This window comes from Bacteroidota bacterium (genome assembly GCA_040388375.1).
GTDB lineage: Bacteria > Bacteroidota > Bacteroidia > UKL13-3 > UKL13-3 > JAAFJM01.
This window is the reverse complement of record JAZKBU010000011.1, coordinates 1-15,344: the sequence shown is the minus strand read 5'-3', so window position 1 is coordinate 15,344 and position 15,344 is coordinate 1. Positions and strand designations below refer to the sequence as shown.

Genomic DNA, 15,344 nt, shown 5'->3' with positions numbered 1-15,344 from the left:
GCGGAATGGCTTGTGGATGGTAATTGGCTCATGGGTTAATATTTTATATTTTCGTTCCAACAAATTATTTGTGCCTTTACTGATTTAGGAAACCAATTAAGAAAGTCAGATAATTCAAGACCATCATTTTTGGCAAGTGTTTCTGTAAATTCATCAATGTTAAAATCTTCTTTACCGTTGCTAATATCCTCACCATTTAATTTAAAGAACCAATATTCCTTACCTACTTCAATTTCTAAATCCCACACTTTTTTTATTTCAATATCCGGCGCAATTATTATTTGCTTACTTGCATAAGGTTTACCACTCCAAACACGGGGAGAAAATTTATCTCCTACTTTCCAACGATTACCTGCACGTATGGTATGGTATTTTGAATGAATAGAATTATAAGAACAAAGTTCGTCGGCAGAAACAAAGTAATCGTTTATACACCTATCTAATTCCTCTCCCGTTAAATTTAGTTTATCCAATCCTTTCCAAATCTTTTCAACAAAATTAGTTGGCTCTCCTTTACGTGGATGGTAACTTGGGAAAACACGACTAAAAGTTATTACTCTGCTCACCTATTATTTTTAATTTGGTTAACAATCTTCATTGCGTTTTTAAAATCAGCGTCACTCATTAACGTTACCACTGGTTTTATCTTAACATAATTTCTTTTAACAGGATTAGTAGGGCAAGATAGAACCTTGTCGAAGGAATTATCATTGAGTGAAAATCCTAATTTTGAAATCATGTAAGAATAGGTAAAGGAGTTGTTCATGGTTATTTGTTTTTATTATTAATAAAATCGCATATTTCTTCAATAAATTCTCTACCGTCATAGCTATTATGAACCACAATCATTTCACCGTTTTCAAAAATAACATTTGGCTCACATTCACAAGTGGTAGTTTCTTCGTGTGGCTTTATATCATTTATTGGTAAGACGTGTAATGCCATTATAGATATTTTAATGATAAATAATTACAGATTAAATGAACTATATTATCGGTAATAATAAACAACCATATTGACATGAACTTGGGTTTACTTTCTGCAAATCCAAAATTTGAAATATCTAAACTCTTTACGGTATATGCAGTGAACATATAATTTATTGAGTTTGGTTTTATTTCTGTTGTTTTATAAACCCCGTTCTTCCATGCTAATAAATATTCTATTATCCTTGTCCTGTCAATTATAAAATGTGAAACACATATAGCCAATACTGCCTTCCAGCTACCGATAATTAAAAATGGTAACGAGTAAGTAACACAATGTTTAAGGCAACAAAGAAATCCATACAAGCCTTTTAGTTTTTTACCATTCGCCCACTTATCAGTCTGAATTAAATAGTCTCCAATGCCGTGTAAAATAAGTTGCTCCATCGTTTTTTATTTTTTATGTTTATACCCTGTGTGGTCAATACTGATAATATTTTGCAAATTTTGCTTCATCAAAATACCCGTTTCTGTCAAAGTCAATTATCCTACATTCTTTATCTTCTATTATTTTATATTTTGGTGGTGGTGGCTTTCTTGTTGCTTTACGTTTAGTTAATTGTAGAAGTTTTAAATTATTGTAAGTTTTTTGGAAGGGCAACCCAAGTAATATAGATAGTTCGTTAATTGTCATTTTACCTGCATTGGCTTTTATTAATTGCTCCTGTTCAGGTGAAACAGTTAAGTACTTTTGTTTTCTATATTCTGTTTGCATAACTATTAAATTTTATACTTCATAAAATCTGCTCTTTTTATTCCAAGGTATATTGCCGGGCTTAAATGTTTTTGAATTTGCATAAGTAAGTCCGTTACGAGAACGTTTGTTAAATAACTGATAACCGTATCCTTTAAAATATTTGCACCAATAATCTTCCATATTTTTCCAGTTATCAGCATCAACTTCGTCAATTACCTCTATTCGTGGTTTCATTTTTTTAGCCAATAAACTTCTTATCCACATAGCCTTATCCAAATCCATGCACCTGAAATCCAAACAATGGTCTTTTAACCTTTTTTCAGGATTGTTTGATTTGCCAACATATTTTACCAATCCATCCAATGGGCAAATGAGAATATAAATAAAAGTCATAATTATTTTGTTTTTGGGTAGTATTTCCAATAACCTTTAGTGGGGCCGTTGTGCTTTGTAAAAACAATAGTTCCTTTGTCATCAACTTTTGGTAATGTTTTCAACCCGTGTCCTATTAAAAAGTAACCTTCGTTGTTTTCATCTACCACAGTTATAACAACATTTTTAACATCTAACACCGTAACAGAATGTGTAGTTCCGTAATCAACAATTTTTTCCATCATAACTATTCAATTTTACCTTTTAAATAATCGTATATAATTAATCTCTTTGCCCTGTTTACAATCCTGCCTTTATTTTCTCCGCTAAATCCTTCTTTCTCCATGTTACAGAATTTATTGTAGGCTATGTAAGCATCGTTGTTTGTTTTTACTAATTGGGTTTCGTTGAATAATTCAGCTTTTATTTGGGCGGTTGCCTGTTCGGTGTATTCCCATTTTTGTTTTGCCGTAATTTTTAACAGGTTCTTTTCTGCCATCCAATCGTAAAATACTAAAGGGATAAGTTCTAATATAATATCGGGGTTCTGCTTCCACTCCATTATCCACTCCGCTTTTTCTTCATCCGATAAAGTAAGTTTTTCTGCAATCATTTTTGGGTAATCTTTTAATTGGTTATGTGTTTGTCTTGCCCACCTGCGGTAAGAGTTCATTATTTTTGAAAAGTACAGACAACTAAAATTTTCGTAACAATTAACTTCCAAATCAATAACATTTCCTTTACTATCCAAGTCATCCAACTTACCTGAAACTGCCATATCAAAAGCCAACTTAATTTCCATTGGTGTATGGTTGCCGTAATTGGTAATGATATGCTCTATTAAAACCTCTTTTTCTACATCATTTGGCAGGTTGTTGGCTCTTACTCCTACTTTAATAATAACTAACTTTAAAACCTGCTTTAATTCATCTACAGTTGATTTATTAATAGGTCTATGCTGCAAGGCTTTTGTAAACGCATCTTCTTCACCAGTTACGCAGGGCTTCCACTCTATCGGTACTTGTTCCGTTTTGTTTATTTCCTGATTGCTGATTGCTACCATTAACTTGTCCGTTTCCATTGGCGTTGTAATTTTTAACTATGTATATTTTAGCCCAATTATTATCAATGCTTTCATTTATTGATTGGATTGCTAAATCTTCTATTCCATGACTTTGCTGAAACAATATTGATAAAGCCCTTTCTTCTGCTGTTTCTGTGTAAGGTCTATCTGACAGTTCCTGCTTATGCTTTTTCCACGTTGCCCATGCTGTTTTGAATAGTTCTGAATTAAACATAGTTTTAGTTTTATTTTTGTTGCCAAAGTTTTTTAAACTCATCCCCGTTATTATCATCAGCAGTAGTGGAAGTTATTATTATTTTACCTTTTATTGATTTTGATTGGTCAATATTTGGTGTAATAAAAGCATCCATAAAACGCTTATAATTTTCTTGGTATTGTTCATAATGATCCTTGCTTACTTCATAATAACCGCTTTCTGGATTATCTAAAAAATACCTTCCGTTTATTATCATTGTGTTTAATTTTAAGATAGTTATTGATAAACCAAGCCTATATCCCTGAAAGTACAGGATGGTGAATTAAATCATGCTTTATTTGGTCTGTTAAGTTATGAGTTTTATTGTACCGTATCAACTTTACCCCTAACTTTTTTAACTGACTTTCCTTTCCAATATCGTTGTTAATATTTTTGATACTTGAAAAGTGTTGCCCACCGTCATATTCAATAACTAAGTCCAGTAAAGGAATATAGAAGTCAAATCTTTTAATCATATCAAATGATATTTCGCAGTAAAACCTTAGATTATGTCTTTTAAGTATCTTGTATATTTCTTTTTCCTTTATGCTATTTGAATAACTACCTGTCCATATAAAGAATGAACGTCTTATTTCAGTTACAGGTTTCCATCCTTTGTAATATTTTTTTAAAGTTATATTTAGTTTTTTCGTGTTCATTTTTTGTAAACTACTTATGCAGGGCAATAGTTGTACTGCATTTCAGGTCTTACCTCTTTAACCACTAAGCCATTATTAAATAATGAATAGATAGGTATAACCCCAATACGTTTCAAGTTAATAAAATCATTATAAGAGTTAACCCATAACAATTTGGAAAAACGTCTTTTAACAGATATTTGATTAAGGTTTTTTAATTTACCTCTTATCCGGCTACCTGTTGCCATTGATAAAGAAAACAAGTTACCAATTCCATTTGCTGACAAACCTACATAAGAACTATTCATCTTTTCATTTTTTGTATTAGGAACGTATTTATCCCTGCAATGTTGTAATTCAGACTTATTTATTCTATGTTGTTGTGAGGCTAAGTTAAATCGTATTATCTGCCCTCTTAAAATATCGTATTGGTTTTTAAAATTGTTATTTATATCTACCGGAACTCCTATATTTTTGATCCCGTACATTGATTGTAATTTTCCAAGCCCTGCAAAGGTTATATTCCCATTATGGAATGATATTAACCCTTTAGCTTCAAGTATCTTTAAATGAGCCGCCAAACACGCAGGACTACATTTAACAACTTCACCTAACCTCCTTAATGAATAATTATAAAAAGTATTGTTTCTATATAGGCTTTTCATACGCACAAAGTAAGATACTGACTTTAGCCACCCATCATTAGATGCCTCCTTAATCAACTTTACTGGTATAAAAACTGTATTCCGCAAGTAGCAACAATATTGTTTTTGAATATAAAAAAAGCCAATGGAGTTAACCATCGGCCTGTGCTGCTACGCAATAAAATAAACCATATTAAAACGAACGCCTGATATTTGTAGTGGCGTGAAGTGAAGCAAAGATAATAACTTAATCTGAACTAACATCGTGTTATTGGTTTAATTTATTGTTTGTAGCGGTATCAAAAATAATATTCTTTTCCGAATATCCAAATTTATTTTTTAAAATTAAGTACAGTCGCTTTATTCACCCCATCCGATTGCTGGACGATAAAAGCCATTTGTTAAAATGTCCGGGTTTATTTATACTGTACTTAAAGAACTTTTAAAAAAGCTGTGTCCTTTGTTATGGCAGGATTGGTAAGTTATTTCCCGTGTACCTGCATTTCTATGCTTGTCGTTCCATAGAACTAATAATGCGAACATTTTTTTATGTGTATATTCCCGAATCCGCTCGCCACTTCATCGGTACTTTCCACCACATAACAAAGAACAACAGCTTTAATATTTACCAAATATGCTTTTATCTCAACCCCAAAAAAAGAGGTTTATGATTATTGTGCAGTAAAGGGTAAATACTTTTTTAAATAACGTTGATATGCAGGGTTGGGCGGATTTGTACCTCCCTATCCTTTTTATTAAGACTGTATTTTACAAACACCTTACCTATACTCCGGATTTCCAGTTGTCGGCTTTAACTTAATAAAGTGTGCTATTTCATTTACACCACAACCCTGTATATCAACCCTATTTTTTAAAGAACTTGGACAAAGATAAGGACTATTTTGATATTTCAAAATCTTTTTTAAATTTATTTTGTAATTTAGTTTAAAACATTATCTTTGTGGAAATAAAAGGAAAAACAATGAGCAAAGAAATATTAACAGTATCGCAGGAAATTGATATTGCCATGATAAAAGCAAACTTAACACAGGCTAAAGTTGCAGAGTTGTTACATAGTGAAGAAACACCTATGAACCCATCTAAGTTTTCAGTAAAGAAAAAATACAATGACTTTACTGATTTGGAATTAAAGGGACTAAATAAAATTCTTAAAACTAATTTTTAAATGAAACCATTAATTATATTAGTAATTGTTATTTATGCTTGCTTTTTTGGGTACGAAGAATATTCTTTATACAAACTTAAGCATAGACCAAAAGAAATATTTACAATAGATTATTACATTTCAGAAGTGGAATATACTTTTAACGACAAAACTAAAGACACGGTACAATTAAGCATATATGAGAAACCTGCCGTTACTCTTAAGGATGGTAATTTGTCTTATTGTAGGTTTTCAGGTTCTGTAAATTCAGGTAATGTTACCATTGCTAACTATGTAAGAAGTTTTAAGGTGTTATCTGCACAGTACAAACAAGCAATATTTAAATAAAATGAAAAAGAGAGAAAGAATATACAATAAGCAAAGGAAATGGTTAAAATTATTTGGTATAAGCCTACATAAATACCAAAAGTTCTCAACATACAATCATAGTTATGGTGAAACTGTTACAATAACCCTTAAATCAGAAAACCTTTCCTATCCATTAATAAATAACCATACGGGCATATCGGCTGAAAAAGTAGAAAAAATGGTTAATGCCGCAAAAAACAGATGCCAAATTGTAATGGATAGACCTGATGGTATTGAAGAAATAAAAGAAAGAAAAATTAAGTTGGAAGGTAGGTCGAAATTTGCAAATGGAGTAGGTGGGGATTATGACCATTACGAATTAATTGAAATAAACAAAATACTGAACAATGACTAATGAAGAATTTGCATATCATAAAAGCATGGCATTTATCGAATGGATAGTTAGAAGGGATGATTTAGTGCCAAGACTAAAAGACGATAAGGTTTGTTGGTATTTAGTGGAAGATGATAGAGTTATAGAAACAGATACCGATATGATATACTCATTATTTAATAATAATTCAACAAAAGAATTTCAATCACTTTAACACAGTAACCCACACAACACAAAGCAATGCGGAGTATTTTTGAAAATAGTGAAGTGTTTACAGCCTATGCCACAGTTGATGCAGGGTATTATTTATTAAGGCAGTATCAGGAACATTTAAGTAAGCCACAAAGTCCAATAGAAAAAATGATTGATGAAGCAACAGGTTATGGTATGGAACGAGTTAGGAGAGAACGAAAAGAAATTGCCGAAATATTAAAAGATATAATTAAGGCAAAGAAATTCATAGAAGCGGATTATTCAAAGGATGAAGAAATGTTAAATAAATTAACCAAATAAAAACTAAGTAACAATGAATACACCCTTAAAAGAAGTTTTGTCCTCTTTAAATGATGTTGATTTTAATGAGTTGCGAAGTTCATTATCAATAGCTGAAAACGTAAGGAGAATGATGAAGCGGCATAACTTGACTATTAATTATTTAGCACAAGCATTTGGTATGGATGTTGAGGTTGCTTTTGAATTAATCAAAGGTGCGTATGATTTTGATTTAAGGATAATATCAAAAATAGAATCATTGAACGAAACGCTTGAATTAGAGGCAGCAAAAAAACAGATAATACCGATTATTAATTTTCCTGATTACGTTTACAATACACCACCACAATCAGTTTAACTAATGGCATATACACCCACAATAAATAAATGTAAGTTCGGTGATTGTTCTAAATGTGGGGCAAAAGATACTGATGTAGTTAAGTTGGGAAAAGAACTGGTTTGCTTAAAATGCAACAAAGAAATTAAGGTTAAAAAGTACACACAAAAAGCAAGTTTAAATCAAAGGGTAAGAAGTTTAGGAAATAAGCAGGTAAGTGAAGGGAATTATTTTGAAGCTGAACGGCAAGCATTGATTAATGATTTGGATTACGTTCATAGTCGAATAGTAAGAATGACGGCGGCAAATAAATTCGGTTATGCAAATTGTTTTACTTGTGGGAAGGAGCAACATTGGAGCATGATGCAGTTATCCCATTTTATAAAACGTGCCAATACTTTAACAAGATGGGATTTCAGGGCTAATCGTTGTTGCTGTAAACATTGCAACGAAACTTTAGACGGTAATTTAGAGGTGTTTGCATATAAACTTGATGAAGAACAAAATGGCTTATCACAACAGTTACAAGAAATAGCAAGAGAGCCTTACAAATGGTCAAGAGAAGAACTTAAAAGTTTATTGATAGACCTACGGGCAAAACTAAGATTGATAGAAAGTAAATTTAATTAAACATGGATAATAAAATATTACAAGAAGCAGAGGGCAAGTTACTTGTGCATAGATGGATGAACGTGTTTATGAGTAAGACTGTTTTTTACTATGAAGATTATTATGTAGTAAGAAACGGCAAGGTTTTATTTATTCATACTGATTTGACAGAAAGAGAAAGCGGAGATAATGTTGAAACAACATTTGCTGAATGTGAATGCTTGGGGGAGTACGATCCATCAAAAATAAAACGAGAAGATTTTGATTATATCCCATATGAAAAAATAAGAAATAAATTTATTAAAAAGCAATTAGCATGACAACAGAACCAAACGCAATAGAAGGTGCAGAGGACAGCACTGAACTGGATTGGAACGTAACAACAGATTTGGCATGTTTAGGAACAAGTAATTTAAGTATCTATTCATAAGCAGTTGTTTTGGTAACAAACGGGGATTGTATTTACTTTCCCCTCTTTTAAAAATCATTAACCCATGAACCCTGAATTAAAATCTTATATCATTTCTTTTAATTGCAAAATTATTAATGAAGTGAAAAAGAGCCTTACCAATAATGAAGTAGTCGGTTGGTTGATTAAATCCACATCGCTGCCCCGAAAAGATTACCACTTAGAAAAAATAAATAAGTTCATTAAAGAAAATAAATTAGATTACTACATTTCAGATTATTCAGGAATTGAGTTTTTTATTTATAAACCTTAACCCATCTAACAGTACTAAGCATGAAAGAAGAAAATAAAAATTGCGAAAACTGTAACGGTACAGGAGAAGTAGAAAAAAATATCCATAGAGGAGAAGAAGGGATGCAAATAGAAATGGATGTTATGGTTATTTGTAATGAATGTGGTGGCAAAGGGTATAAGGATGCAGAAGATTTGGTTAACGAAAAATACGCTCATATAAAAGATGATTTTGAATTACTGTGGGAAGAAAAAGATAATTATAAAACATTTGAAAATTGGTGGATAGATTTTCTTAAATATCAAATTTCACTACTAAAATAAAATTATGGAAAAGAAACCTGAACCGATTAGTGTTAAAATTACAAGGGCTGAAAAAAGAGGCAGAAAAGTTATTATTTGTTTTGAAAGCGATTTGTATAGTGATGAAATTTTTGCCGTTACTCCTTTCTATGATGAAGGGGATGCTAAAAACCAATTACAAGACGCTCATTTTGTTTTAAAGGTTAGTGAAAAATCGGGAGAATTAAAAGCAAGTGTGGACTTTACCTGCGCTAATACTCATTACACAAAAGGTCACTCACAACTACACTACCCAATGAGTAGATTTTTTATATCAAAGATAGATTGTGTTATTGATTGGGCTATGACTGAAAATGAGGAATATTTAAACGATCAGCGCATTTTACAAGTTATGGATATGTGGAAAGGTAACACCGAAATACAAAATAGAATTTCCGCAATAATTTCAGAAAGAAAACAAGGGTTTAAATTAAAGAGGCTACAAGAAGCAAAGGAAAATTATCACAAAGCCATAAAAGAACTTGAAGTTGCTATGGAAATCGAACAATTAAATAAATCTAAATAAACAAACCCAAGTAACCATGCCTACAGAACAAACAGCAATGCAGCAATTAATTGAAAGGTTAGATAAAACTAATCAGGAGTATTATAAAAAATGGAAAGAGGTAAAAGGTAAGGAGAATAAAAAAATATGGAACGATGCAATGTCAGTACAAACTATCGCTGTAATGACAGCAAAAAATTTCCTTAAATTAGAAAGGGAACAATTTGAGAAAGCATATAATCAAGGAGATTCAGACAGGGACAACCAACAAGACGGTAACGGGAGACAATTTAAAAACTGCATGGATTACTACAATAAAACATTTAACCAATAACCCTCACTCAACAAACACAATTAAAACAATAAAGCGTTATGAAAAGTAAAGAAGAAATATTAAAAGATAAAGGCATTTTCCCCGGTTTCCGTTCTACTTATACTTACGATGGTATTATTTCAGCAATTGAAGAATATGCCTCCCAATTAACCCCCTCACCTGAACCACCACAAGCAGTAGAAGGACAGGTAGCGGGGACTTTAAGGGAACGGATTGAGGCAATACCATTTAAAACTATACCTGAAAATGAATGGGATGAAAATAAAACTCACAGATCAGTAAAAGTTAAATGGGTTAAACGTGGCGATGTATTGGACATTTTGGATAACCAACCCACCCCCCATGCAGAAGATACAGACACTACAGCAGCCATACATGAAAGTTGATAAAAATATAGAATCCGAAGCAAATTTGTTCGCAATGCTTTTACTGATGCCAAAAAAATTTATATCAGAAGATTTGGATAGGGGATTTGATTTAGGCAGTGATGAAGATATTAACCGTCTTTCAAAAAAATATGGAGTATCAAAGACGGCGTTAGCAATACGAATTGCATACTTTATTAAATATAAAAATTAAAAAAATAATTATGTTATTAGAAAAATCAAATCGCTGCCAGTATGAATTAATCGTAGAAAAGTATTTTGGAATATCCATTTCAAATACTCCAATTAAAATAGCTGTAGATGACCACATGCTTGTGGACTTAGTTTGTGCTACTCATCAGCACTTTAATACATCCACTACAGCAGCAGAAATGGCAGTTGGGCAAACTGCAATTAAAACAATGATGGATAAAATAAAAGCCATTAAAGGAGATACTATTGATAAAGGGAACTTATTACATTGGCTTTCATACTACATTGAAGTTGAGAAACAGCAAATAATCAATGCTTATACTGTTGGTAACGGACGGGGCGCATATCCGATTACATTGGGTGAAAACCCGTTCCCTGATCTTGTAACATTTATCGCCTCCACTACAGCAGCAGAAAGTACTGGAGAGGTAGGTAAGGTATGGCAGGTGAAAGAAATGCCTGAAGTGCTTAATTTAGACGTCATTATCAACACTTATGTTCACGCTTACGGAACTGATGTGTTACATGAAATTCAATCTCATTTCTGGACGGCTATTGATGCTATTCAAAAAAAGTTGAACAACTAACCCCAACAGTACAAACGCAAAAACTTTAAAATGATTAATTATGAGTCAAGAAAAATATTTTACAGCACTAAAATCTGTTTCAATAGCGTTTGCAGAGTTTATTGATACAGATTGTATAAGAAGTTTTGAAGGATGGTTATTAAGGGAACCGCTAGTTGAATATGATGGAACTGAATTTGAACTTGATGAATTATACGATTACTGGAAAACAGAAGTATTATCTAATAAAAATTAAGTACCATTATGACACCAGATAAAAAAGATTGCGAAACTTGTAAACACGGTGAACTATCAATTATTCTTTCCCCATGCAAGTCATGTAAATCAGATCCCATTATGTACACTAATTGGGAGCCTCTATTTCCCGCACCCAAGCCAGAACAACTACCACAAGTAGAGCCTGTTCAAAAAGCATGGTACAGCATGGAGGATATGGAAAACTATGGAAAACAATTATTAAAGGATATTTCGACAACCTTCCTTTACCCGTTCAACCAAGATAAAGCAGATAAGAAATCAGACAAAGATGTGTTCCAGGCATTAGGAGAAACTATTTTAAACTTCCCTTTACCAGCCATCACAAACCCACCCGCCTCCCCTGTTAATGTAGTAGCCGATGGGTGGATAAAGGAAAAAGCCGAAGAACTGTGGGATGAATATTCGGAGTACATGGACGATGATTTGGATAGTTGCCAACGGTTTGCAGGCCAATCAATAATGACTAAAAGGCAATTTGAAAAACTTATCGCATCCTTACCACAACCACCAGTATCAGAACAATCAAAATAAAAGTTATGGAAAAGGAATTATTATTGATAAGTTTATTTGCTTGCCATTGGTTAGCTGATTTTACTTGGTTATCTACTGCAACAATGCTAAAGGCAAAGCAATTAGGAAAACCATTGTACCCTATATTTAATCACGCTTGCGTTCATGGGGTACTGATGATTATACCATTGCTGATAGCGGTTGGTTATTTTAAATCGGTTCCACTTATCTTATTTCAGGTAGGCACTCATTTTTTGATTGATGTAGCTAAAGGCAAAGTAACATACTACTTCCCAATAACAAGGGATAACATGAAATACCCTTACTGGATATTAATGGGATTTGACCAATTTTTACACGCCACAGTAATTATTTTTATGTCATACTACGCACTCCAACCACCCATAAATAACTAAAACCATGAGCCTATCAGAAAAAGATTTACGAATTGGAAATTATGTTTTAGCAGGTAAAATGACAGAACCAATACAGGTACATACTATCGGTTTTGAATTAAGGGAAGGTTCAATGATAAATACCCATATCCCTATTGAGCATATCCACCCAATACCGCTTTCGCCGGAAATATTAGATAAGTGTGGATTTACGTGGTACGATAATGATTGGTATGAGACAAAATCAAAAATTCATCTTTCAGTTGAACTGTTTACAGGGTATATTTATTTTGGGAAAGGAGAATATTTGTACAAAGCTGAAATTAAATATCTTCACCAACTCCAAAACCTATATTTCGCATTAACTGGAACTGAATTAACCTACAATACCAATCAAAAGTAATTGAACAGTTGAAAAAATAGTATCTTTGCCTTTCATCATTTTTAAAAAGAGTTAGTCAACCAAGCACCCCTGCAAAGTATTTTGTAGGGGTATTTTATTTGGTGTTTTGTTGGGGGAATAAAAAAACCGCAGCTTGTACTTTGCTGCGGCTCTGTGAAAATCCTTAGAGACTTGTAACCGACTTTTGCGGCAACCACTTGCTCAGGGTGATTTTACTTTTAAACGTCTTGATCTCTTTTAAAACTCTTGCCGGTAAATTCCGGCTGTATATCCTGTATCTTTTCCGGACAACAAAGATAATACTCCTACTCAATAATTCAAATTATTTTTCAATAAAAAAACCACCCTTGTTAATGGATGGCTTTTCTACCTTACCTCATTAGCGTAAGGATTTTAAAGTTCTGCTATTTCTTCATTCAGCCTTTCAAGTGGTACGTTTAACTGAAAGTGCAATATAGACTGCATGGTTAAATTTAATGCGTTCCAAATTTTAGCCATTTCTTTACCACCTTCCCCATTTGAAAAGTCTTTGTATTTAGAGTTCAGCATTAAAGCATCTGTATCTTTGAGGCAATTTTTTACATACCGAAGATGATTAACCAACGCTTGTTTATTAACCATAATTGCACCCTGCGGTAGTTTTGGCTTATTGTATTCCCTCAAACATTCGTGCATCATTTTTACTACCTTCCATTGTTCATTTGAAAGTTTAACGCCGTCCTTTACTTTGTAAAATATTCTATAATATTTTTCGGCTAAACTCATAATTGATAAATATTTAGATTTGTGAATAAATAAAATACATTGTTGTTTTGTGTGGCTTTTAAGTTTTAGATCATTGCCTTTATTCCGGTTCTGTTTCTATAACACAGTTATCGGGTTCTTTTTCTATTTCAATCATTTCGATATGACCGTTGCACATATAAATCCTGTTACATACATGGCATTTTATAAAGTAGGCAAAGTCTGCATCAATATGAGCAAAATTTCCACATTCACAATGAAAGTCCATACAAACATTAGTTCCTTTCCATTGTATCCATCCATGAGGTTTACCCGCATACGTTTCCTGTAACTTCCACGCTTCATCCTTGTCTTTTGCTTTTTTCATTGGTTATTTGTTTAGTGGTTACTATTTCACAGTCAATATCTTCGGTTTTTAATGTGCCGTCTTTATTTAATTCTTTCTCACAAAACATACACACAATATAAAGCACTTCATCTTTATATCTCATTATCGGGTAATGGTTACAATTGTTTTTTATTTTAAATTTAACTGCCATACAATTATATTTTTTGATAACGGTAGTTTTTTATCATCCAAATACTCTAGATGTGTATAAAATGGACGTTCTTCATATCTAGGAACCCAACCCATTAAAGTCATTCCTCCGTCTGGTAATACATAATTTGGATCAATGGATACATCAACATTTGCGTATTCTATTTTTCTGACAGAATAACCATTACAGTAACCAACAGTATTTGGTATAGTTGTATCACTAACAAGTAATATAACAGGAATTGTGTCTCTACCAATATTTGTATTTCTTTTAGGCATTTTAAACGGATTGTAAATACCATCTTCAATATGTAATGTTTGTGCTTCTACGAGCAACCAAGCACATGATAAAAACATAACTATTAATACCATTTTATACTTTTTCATACTTTTTATTTTTTATAATTTATTTTTAATTTTCATCCCTATCAGTAATACTCAAACCTATTATTACAAGTACAATATACCCGATAATTCCGATTAAAATTGCGCTCCAAAATAATACGCCTGATATGTAAAAGAAGTTGTGCATGGTGTCAAAGTTTCATAAGTTTTTGAATAAACATATAATTAGCGGTAATTTGGAATTTGTACAATATTTCTATATCCTTACGTATCAAATAGTCAATGCTTACTTTGTTTTTGTTGCTTATCTTAACTAAATGTTCAGTTTGTGGGGAGGCTAACCCCTCAAACCACTTTCCAACTGTCTTATCACTTATTTGCATTTTCTTAGCCCAAGCCAATCTTGATAACTTTGAACTTTTTTGTAAGTACCTGATATTATCCATTAACATCTTTTCTGCCATAGTTTTTATTTTTTAATCGTTAAACATATCTTCCATTACTTCATCGGCTACTGATTTAAGCGCAAACCTTTCTTTTGGAAACATGATACCTCCAACTGAACGCTTCATTATAGCATCAACATCATGCCTTGATTTAGCTGAACGCAATTCTTCTGAAAACTTATCAAAGTCAGATAACTTAGGTGGCAAACCTGTTATACTACTTTTTTGTTGCTCAACATCCATTTTATCAACAACTTCCATGCTTACCATCTTGCCATGAAAATTAGCTTCTGTTGGAGGCTTATAATCAATAGGTGAATTCCCAAAAGTTTCAATAACCTTGTAAAGATATTTTTTCATTTTTTCGTCATTGCCAAACTTTAATATTTTACTACCCTCTACATAAAGACTAATCTGTTTTTTTTTGCTCAAAACAGGCTTTCTTCCAGCCCCCAATCGTTTACCGCCCTTTTGTTTATTTTGTTCCATAGCGCAAATATAACTACTTGAATTTATTTAACAAATTTTATTTCTATTTTATTTCTATTTTTTATCTACACCAAATCAACCTACCCCCACCAATCCCCTTCCCTCTCCCAATCATGGTTATTACCCTAAGACAACCAAACTAAAGCCCCCATCCCCCCTTACCATCAATTCATCAATATCAGTGTAGAGCCAACATTCCCCCAATCCC

At 32.5% G+C, this 15,344-nt stretch carries 36 protein-coding genes; 19 read left to right on the top strand and 17 right to left on the bottom strand.

Features of this window, described 5'->3' with window-relative positions:
- Positions 1-35 precede the first annotated feature (35 nt).
- The 11 genes from V4538_15070 to V4538_15020 form a co-directional block, all read right to left on the bottom strand.
- A complete protein-coding gene (locus tag V4538_15070; protein MES2382366.1) occupies positions 36-566 on the bottom strand; it encodes a hypothetical protein in 531 nt (176 codons plus the stop codon).
- Positions 567-768: 202 nt separating this feature from the next.
- Positions 769-945: a hypothetical protein gene (locus V4538_15065; GenBank protein ID MES2382365.1), complete on the bottom strand. Its 177-nt coding sequence runs from the start codon at positions 943-945 to the stop codon at positions 769-771.
- On the bottom strand, positions 945-1,373 hold the full coding sequence (locus V4538_15060; GenBank protein MES2382364.1) for a DUF3307 domain-containing protein: 429 nt from the start codon (positions 1,371-1,373) through the stop codon (positions 945-947). The genes V4538_15065 and V4538_15060 overlap by 1 nt, the downstream gene beginning before the upstream one ends.
- 34 nt (positions 1,374-1,407) lie before the next feature.
- The gene (locus tag V4538_15055) at positions 1,408-1,701 is read right to left on the bottom strand and encodes a hypothetical protein (GenBank protein ID MES2382363.1); all 294 of its coding nucleotides are present in this window, start codon (positions 1,699-1,701) and stop codon (positions 1,408-1,410) included.
- Between the two features lie 12 nt (positions 1,702-1,713).
- On the bottom strand, positions 1,714-2,076 hold the full coding sequence (locus V4538_15050; GenBank protein ID MES2382362.1) for a GIY-YIG nuclease family protein: 363 nt from the start codon (positions 2,074-2,076) through the stop codon (positions 1,714-1,716).
- 2 nt (positions 2,077-2,078) lie between these two features.
- A complete protein-coding gene (locus V4538_15045; protein ID MES2382361.1) occupies positions 2,079-2,300 on the bottom strand; it encodes a hypothetical protein in 222 nt (73 codons plus the stop codon).
- Positions 2,301-2,302: 2 nt separating this feature from the next.
- Positions 2,303-3,136, bottom strand: coding sequence for a hypothetical protein (locus tag V4538_15040; protein MES2382360.1), 834 nt, complete (start codon positions 3,134-3,136; stop codon positions 2,303-2,305).
- The gene (locus V4538_15035; GenBank protein MES2382359.1) at positions 3,042-3,353 is read right to left on the bottom strand and encodes a hypothetical protein; all 312 of its coding nucleotides are present in this window, start codon (positions 3,351-3,353) and stop codon (positions 3,042-3,044) included. Before V4538_15035 ends, V4538_15040 begins: the two co-directional genes overlap by 95 nt.
- A 10-nt stretch (positions 3,354-3,363) precedes the next feature.
- The gene (locus V4538_15030) at positions 3,364-3,591 is read right to left on the bottom strand and encodes a hypothetical protein (protein ID MES2382358.1); all 228 of its coding nucleotides are present in this window, start codon (positions 3,589-3,591) and stop codon (positions 3,364-3,366) included.
- 37 nt (positions 3,592-3,628) lie between these two features.
- Positions 3,629-4,033 (bottom strand): DUF559 domain-containing protein, encoded by a 405-nt coding sequence (locus tag V4538_15025; GenBank protein ID MES2382357.1) that lies wholly within the window; start codon positions 4,031-4,033, stop codon positions 3,629-3,631.
- 14 nt (positions 4,034-4,047) lie between these two features.
- On the bottom strand, positions 4,048-4,734 hold the full coding sequence (locus V4538_15020) for a hypothetical protein (GenBank protein MES2382356.1): 687 nt from the start codon (positions 4,732-4,734) through the stop codon (positions 4,048-4,050).
- A 904-nt stretch (positions 4,735-5,638) separates the two neighbouring features.
- Between V4538_15020 and V4538_15015 the strand changes: the two genes are divergently transcribed.
- The 19 genes from V4538_15015 (at position 5,639) to V4538_14925 (ending at position 12,574) form a co-directional block, all read left to right on the top strand.
- Positions 5,639-5,842, top strand: coding sequence for a hypothetical protein (locus V4538_15015; GenBank protein MES2382355.1), 204 nt, complete (start codon positions 5,639-5,641; stop codon positions 5,840-5,842).
- Entirely contained in the window at positions 5,843-6,169 is a 327-nt protein-coding gene (locus V4538_15010; GenBank protein MES2382354.1) for a hypothetical protein, read from the top strand.
- A gap of 1 nt (position 6,170) precedes the next feature.
- Positions 6,171-6,545: a hypothetical protein gene (locus tag V4538_15005; protein ID MES2382353.1), complete on the top strand. Its 375-nt coding sequence runs from the start codon at positions 6,171-6,173 to the stop codon at positions 6,543-6,545.
- Entirely contained in the window at positions 6,538-6,738 is a 201-nt protein-coding gene (locus tag V4538_15000) for a hypothetical protein (protein MES2382352.1), read from the top strand. Before V4538_15005 ends, V4538_15000 begins: the two co-directional genes overlap by 8 nt.
- 26 nt (positions 6,739-6,764) lie before the next feature.
- A complete protein-coding gene (locus V4538_14995; protein ID MES2382351.1) occupies positions 6,765-7,037 on the top strand; it encodes a hypothetical protein in 273 nt (90 codons plus the stop codon).
- 13 nt (positions 7,038-7,050) lie between these two features.
- Positions 7,051-7,374: a hypothetical protein gene (locus V4538_14990; GenBank protein ID MES2382350.1), complete on the top strand. Its 324-nt coding sequence runs from the start codon at positions 7,051-7,053 to the stop codon at positions 7,372-7,374.
- A gap of 3 nt (positions 7,375-7,377) precedes the next feature.
- On the top strand, positions 7,378-7,983 hold the full coding sequence (locus V4538_14985) for a recombination protein NinG (GenBank protein ID MES2382349.1): 606 nt from the start codon (positions 7,378-7,380) through the stop codon (positions 7,981-7,983).
- Positions 7,984-7,985: 2 nt separating this feature from the next.
- Complete coding sequence (locus tag V4538_14980) at positions 7,986-8,282, top strand: hypothetical protein (protein ID MES2382348.1); 297 nt, start codon at positions 7,986-7,988, stop codon at positions 8,280-8,282.
- A gap of 174 nt (positions 8,283-8,456) precedes the next feature.
- Entirely contained in the window at positions 8,457-8,684 is a 228-nt protein-coding gene (locus tag V4538_14975) for a hypothetical protein (GenBank protein MES2382347.1), read from the top strand.
- A 20-nt stretch (positions 8,685-8,704) separates the two neighbouring features.
- A complete protein-coding gene (locus V4538_14970; GenBank protein MES2382346.1) occupies positions 8,705-8,986 on the top strand; it encodes a hypothetical protein in 282 nt (93 codons plus the stop codon).
- A 4-nt stretch (positions 8,987-8,990) separates the two neighbouring features.
- Positions 8,991-9,530: a hypothetical protein gene (locus tag V4538_14965; GenBank protein ID MES2382345.1), complete on the top strand. Its 540-nt coding sequence runs from the start codon at positions 8,991-8,993 to the stop codon at positions 9,528-9,530.
- A gap of 16 nt (positions 9,531-9,546) precedes the next feature.
- Positions 9,547-9,843 (top strand): hypothetical protein, encoded by a 297-nt coding sequence (locus V4538_14960; protein MES2382344.1) that lies wholly within the window; start codon positions 9,547-9,549, stop codon positions 9,841-9,843.
- 38 nt (positions 9,844-9,881) lie between these two features.
- Positions 9,882-10,229, top strand: coding sequence for a hypothetical protein (locus tag V4538_14955; GenBank protein ID MES2382343.1), 348 nt, complete (start codon positions 9,882-9,884; stop codon positions 10,227-10,229).
- Entirely contained in the window at positions 10,219-10,422 is a 204-nt protein-coding gene (locus V4538_14950) for an ImmA/IrrE family metallo-endopeptidase (GenBank protein MES2382342.1), read from the top strand. Before V4538_14955 ends, V4538_14950 begins: the two co-directional genes overlap by 11 nt.
- A gap of 10 nt (positions 10,423-10,432) precedes the next feature.
- The gene (locus V4538_14945; GenBank protein ID MES2382341.1) at positions 10,433-11,008 is read left to right on the top strand and encodes a hypothetical protein; all 576 of its coding nucleotides are present in this window, start codon (positions 10,433-10,435) and stop codon (positions 11,006-11,008) included.
- A 40-nt stretch (positions 11,009-11,048) separates the two neighbouring features.
- Positions 11,049-11,243: a hypothetical protein gene (locus tag V4538_14940; GenBank protein ID MES2382340.1), complete on the top strand. Its 195-nt coding sequence runs from the start codon at positions 11,049-11,051 to the stop codon at positions 11,241-11,243.
- A gap of 8 nt (positions 11,244-11,251) precedes the next feature.
- On the top strand, positions 11,252-11,797 hold the full coding sequence (locus V4538_14935; protein ID MES2382339.1) for a hypothetical protein: 546 nt from the start codon (positions 11,252-11,254) through the stop codon (positions 11,795-11,797).
- Positions 11,798-11,802: 5 nt separating this feature from the next.
- Entirely contained in the window at positions 11,803-12,192 is a 390-nt protein-coding gene (locus V4538_14930) for a DUF3307 domain-containing protein (protein ID MES2382338.1), read from the top strand.
- A 4-nt stretch (positions 12,193-12,196) separates the two neighbouring features.
- A complete protein-coding gene (locus V4538_14925) occupies positions 12,197-12,574 on the top strand; it encodes a hypothetical protein (protein ID MES2382337.1) in 378 nt (125 codons plus the stop codon).
- A gap of 393 nt (positions 12,575-12,967) precedes the next feature.
- On the opposite strand, the gene V4538_14920 is transcribed toward V4538_14925, so the two are convergent.
- The 6 genes from V4538_14920 to V4538_14895 form a co-directional block, all read right to left on the bottom strand.
- Positions 12,968-13,339: a hypothetical protein gene (locus V4538_14920; protein MES2382336.1), complete on the bottom strand. Its 372-nt coding sequence runs from the start codon at positions 13,337-13,339 to the stop codon at positions 12,968-12,970.
- A gap of 79 nt (positions 13,340-13,418) precedes the next feature.
- The gene (locus V4538_14915; protein MES2382335.1) at positions 13,419-13,685 is read right to left on the bottom strand and encodes a hypothetical protein; all 267 of its coding nucleotides are present in this window, start codon (positions 13,683-13,685) and stop codon (positions 13,419-13,421) included.
- Positions 13,660-13,857 (bottom strand): hypothetical protein, encoded by a 198-nt coding sequence (locus V4538_14910; protein MES2382334.1) that lies wholly within the window; start codon positions 13,855-13,857, stop codon positions 13,660-13,662. Before V4538_14910 ends, V4538_14915 begins: the two co-directional genes overlap by 26 nt.
- The gene (locus tag V4538_14905; protein MES2382333.1) at positions 13,836-14,243 is read right to left on the bottom strand and encodes a hypothetical protein; all 408 of its coding nucleotides are present in this window, start codon (positions 14,241-14,243) and stop codon (positions 13,836-13,838) included. Before V4538_14905 ends, V4538_14910 begins: the two co-directional genes overlap by 22 nt.
- Positions 14,244-14,392: 149 nt before the next feature.
- Positions 14,393-14,665: a helix-turn-helix transcriptional regulator gene (locus V4538_14900; GenBank protein MES2382332.1), complete on the bottom strand. Its 273-nt coding sequence runs from the start codon at positions 14,663-14,665 to the stop codon at positions 14,393-14,395.
- A 12-nt stretch (positions 14,666-14,677) separates the two neighbouring features.
- Positions 14,678-15,136, bottom strand: coding sequence for a hypothetical protein (locus V4538_14895; protein ID MES2382331.1), 459 nt, complete (start codon positions 15,134-15,136; stop codon positions 14,678-14,680).
- Between the last annotated feature and the right edge of the window lie 208 nt (positions 15,137-15,344).

Excerpts from the sequence above, each read along its gene's own strand:
- V4538_15065 (MES2382365.1), bottom strand. The coding sequence starts at position 945 with ATGGCATTACACGTCTTACCAATAAATGATATAAAGCCACACGAAGAA.
- V4538_15060 (MES2382364.1), bottom strand. The coding sequence starts at position 1,373 with ATGGAGCAACTTATTTTACACGGCATTGGAGACTATTTAATTCAGACT.
- V4538_15055 (MES2382363.1), bottom strand. The coding sequence starts at position 1,701 with ATGCAAACAGAATATAGAAAACAAAAGTACTTAACTGTTTCACCTGAA.
- V4538_15050 (MES2382362.1), bottom strand. The coding sequence starts at position 2,076 with ATGACTTTTATTTATATTCTCATTTGCCCATTGGATGGATTGGTAAAA.
- V4538_15045 (MES2382361.1), bottom strand. The coding sequence starts at position 2,300 with ATGATGGAAAAAATTGTTGATTACGGAACTACACATTCTGTTACGGTG.
- V4538_15040 (MES2382360.1), bottom strand. The coding sequence starts at position 3,136 with ATGGAAACGGACAAGTTAATGGTAGCAATCAGCAATCAGGAAATAAAC.
- V4538_15035 (MES2382359.1), bottom strand. The coding sequence starts at position 3,353 with ATGTTTAATTCAGAACTATTCAAAACAGCATGGGCAACGTGGAAAAAG.
- V4538_15030 (MES2382358.1), bottom strand. The coding sequence starts at position 3,591 with ATGATAATAAACGGAAGGTATTTTTTAGATAATCCAGAAAGCGGTTAT.
- V4538_15025 (MES2382357.1), bottom strand. The coding sequence starts at position 4,033 with ATGAACACGAAAAAACTAAATATAACTTTAAAAAAATATTACAAAGGA.
- V4538_15015 (MES2382355.1), top strand. The coding sequence starts at position 5,639 with ATGAGCAAAGAAATATTAACAGTATCGCAGGAAATTGATATTGCCATG.
- V4538_15010 (MES2382354.1), top strand. The coding sequence starts at position 5,843 with ATGAAACCATTAATTATATTAGTAATTGTTATTTATGCTTGCTTTTTT.
- V4538_15005 (MES2382353.1), top strand. The coding sequence starts at position 6,171 with ATGAAAAAGAGAGAAAGAATATACAATAAGCAAAGGAAATGGTTAAAA.
- V4538_15000 (MES2382352.1), top strand. The coding sequence starts at position 6,538 with ATGACTAATGAAGAATTTGCATATCATAAAAGCATGGCATTTATCGAA.
- V4538_14995 (MES2382351.1), top strand. The coding sequence starts at position 6,765 with ATGCGGAGTATTTTTGAAAATAGTGAAGTGTTTACAGCCTATGCCACA.
- V4538_14990 (MES2382350.1), top strand. The coding sequence starts at position 7,051 with ATGAATACACCCTTAAAAGAAGTTTTGTCCTCTTTAAATGATGTTGAT.
- V4538_14985 (MES2382349.1), top strand. The coding sequence starts at position 7,378 with ATGGCATATACACCCACAATAAATAAATGTAAGTTCGGTGATTGTTCT.
- V4538_14980 (MES2382348.1), top strand. The coding sequence starts at position 7,986 with ATGGATAATAAAATATTACAAGAAGCAGAGGGCAAGTTACTTGTGCAT.
- V4538_14975 (MES2382347.1), top strand. The coding sequence starts at position 8,457 with ATGAACCCTGAATTAAAATCTTATATCATTTCTTTTAATTGCAAAATT.
- V4538_14970 (MES2382346.1), top strand. The coding sequence starts at position 8,705 with ATGAAAGAAGAAAATAAAAATTGCGAAAACTGTAACGGTACAGGAGAA.
- V4538_14965 (MES2382345.1), top strand. The coding sequence starts at position 8,991 with ATGGAAAAGAAACCTGAACCGATTAGTGTTAAAATTACAAGGGCTGAA.
- V4538_14960 (MES2382344.1), top strand. The coding sequence starts at position 9,547 with ATGCCTACAGAACAAACAGCAATGCAGCAATTAATTGAAAGGTTAGAT.
- V4538_14955 (MES2382343.1), top strand. The coding sequence starts at position 9,882 with ATGAAAAGTAAAGAAGAAATATTAAAAGATAAAGGCATTTTCCCCGGT.
- V4538_14950 (MES2382342.1), top strand. The coding sequence starts at position 10,219 with ATGAAAGTTGATAAAAATATAGAATCCGAAGCAAATTTGTTCGCAATG.
- V4538_14945 (MES2382341.1), top strand. The coding sequence starts at position 10,433 with ATGTTATTAGAAAAATCAAATCGCTGCCAGTATGAATTAATCGTAGAA.
- V4538_14940 (MES2382340.1), top strand. The coding sequence starts at position 11,049 with ATGAGTCAAGAAAAATATTTTACAGCACTAAAATCTGTTTCAATAGCG.
- V4538_14935 (MES2382339.1), top strand. The coding sequence starts at position 11,252 with ATGACACCAGATAAAAAAGATTGCGAAACTTGTAAACACGGTGAACTA.
- V4538_14930 (MES2382338.1), top strand. The coding sequence starts at position 11,803 with ATGGAAAAGGAATTATTATTGATAAGTTTATTTGCTTGCCATTGGTTA.
- V4538_14925 (MES2382337.1), top strand. The coding sequence starts at position 12,197 with ATGAGCCTATCAGAAAAAGATTTACGAATTGGAAATTATGTTTTAGCA.
- V4538_14920 (MES2382336.1), bottom strand. The coding sequence starts at position 13,339 with ATGAGTTTAGCCGAAAAATATTATAGAATATTTTACAAAGTAAAGGAC.
- V4538_14915 (MES2382335.1), bottom strand. The coding sequence starts at position 13,685 with ATGAAAAAAGCAAAAGACAAGGATGAAGCGTGGAAGTTACAGGAAACG.
- V4538_14910 (MES2382334.1), bottom strand. The coding sequence starts at position 13,857 with ATGGCAGTTAAATTTAAAATAAAAAACAATTGTAACCATTACCCGATA.
- V4538_14905 (MES2382333.1), bottom strand. The coding sequence starts at position 14,243 with ATGAAAAAGTATAAAATGGTATTAATAGTTATGTTTTTATCATGTGCT.
- V4538_14900 (MES2382332.1), bottom strand. The coding sequence starts at position 14,665 with ATGGCAGAAAAGATGTTAATGGATAATATCAGGTACTTACAAAAAAGT.
- V4538_14895 (MES2382331.1), bottom strand. The coding sequence starts at position 15,136 with ATGGAACAAAATAAACAAAAGGGCGGTAAACGATTGGGGGCTGGAAGA.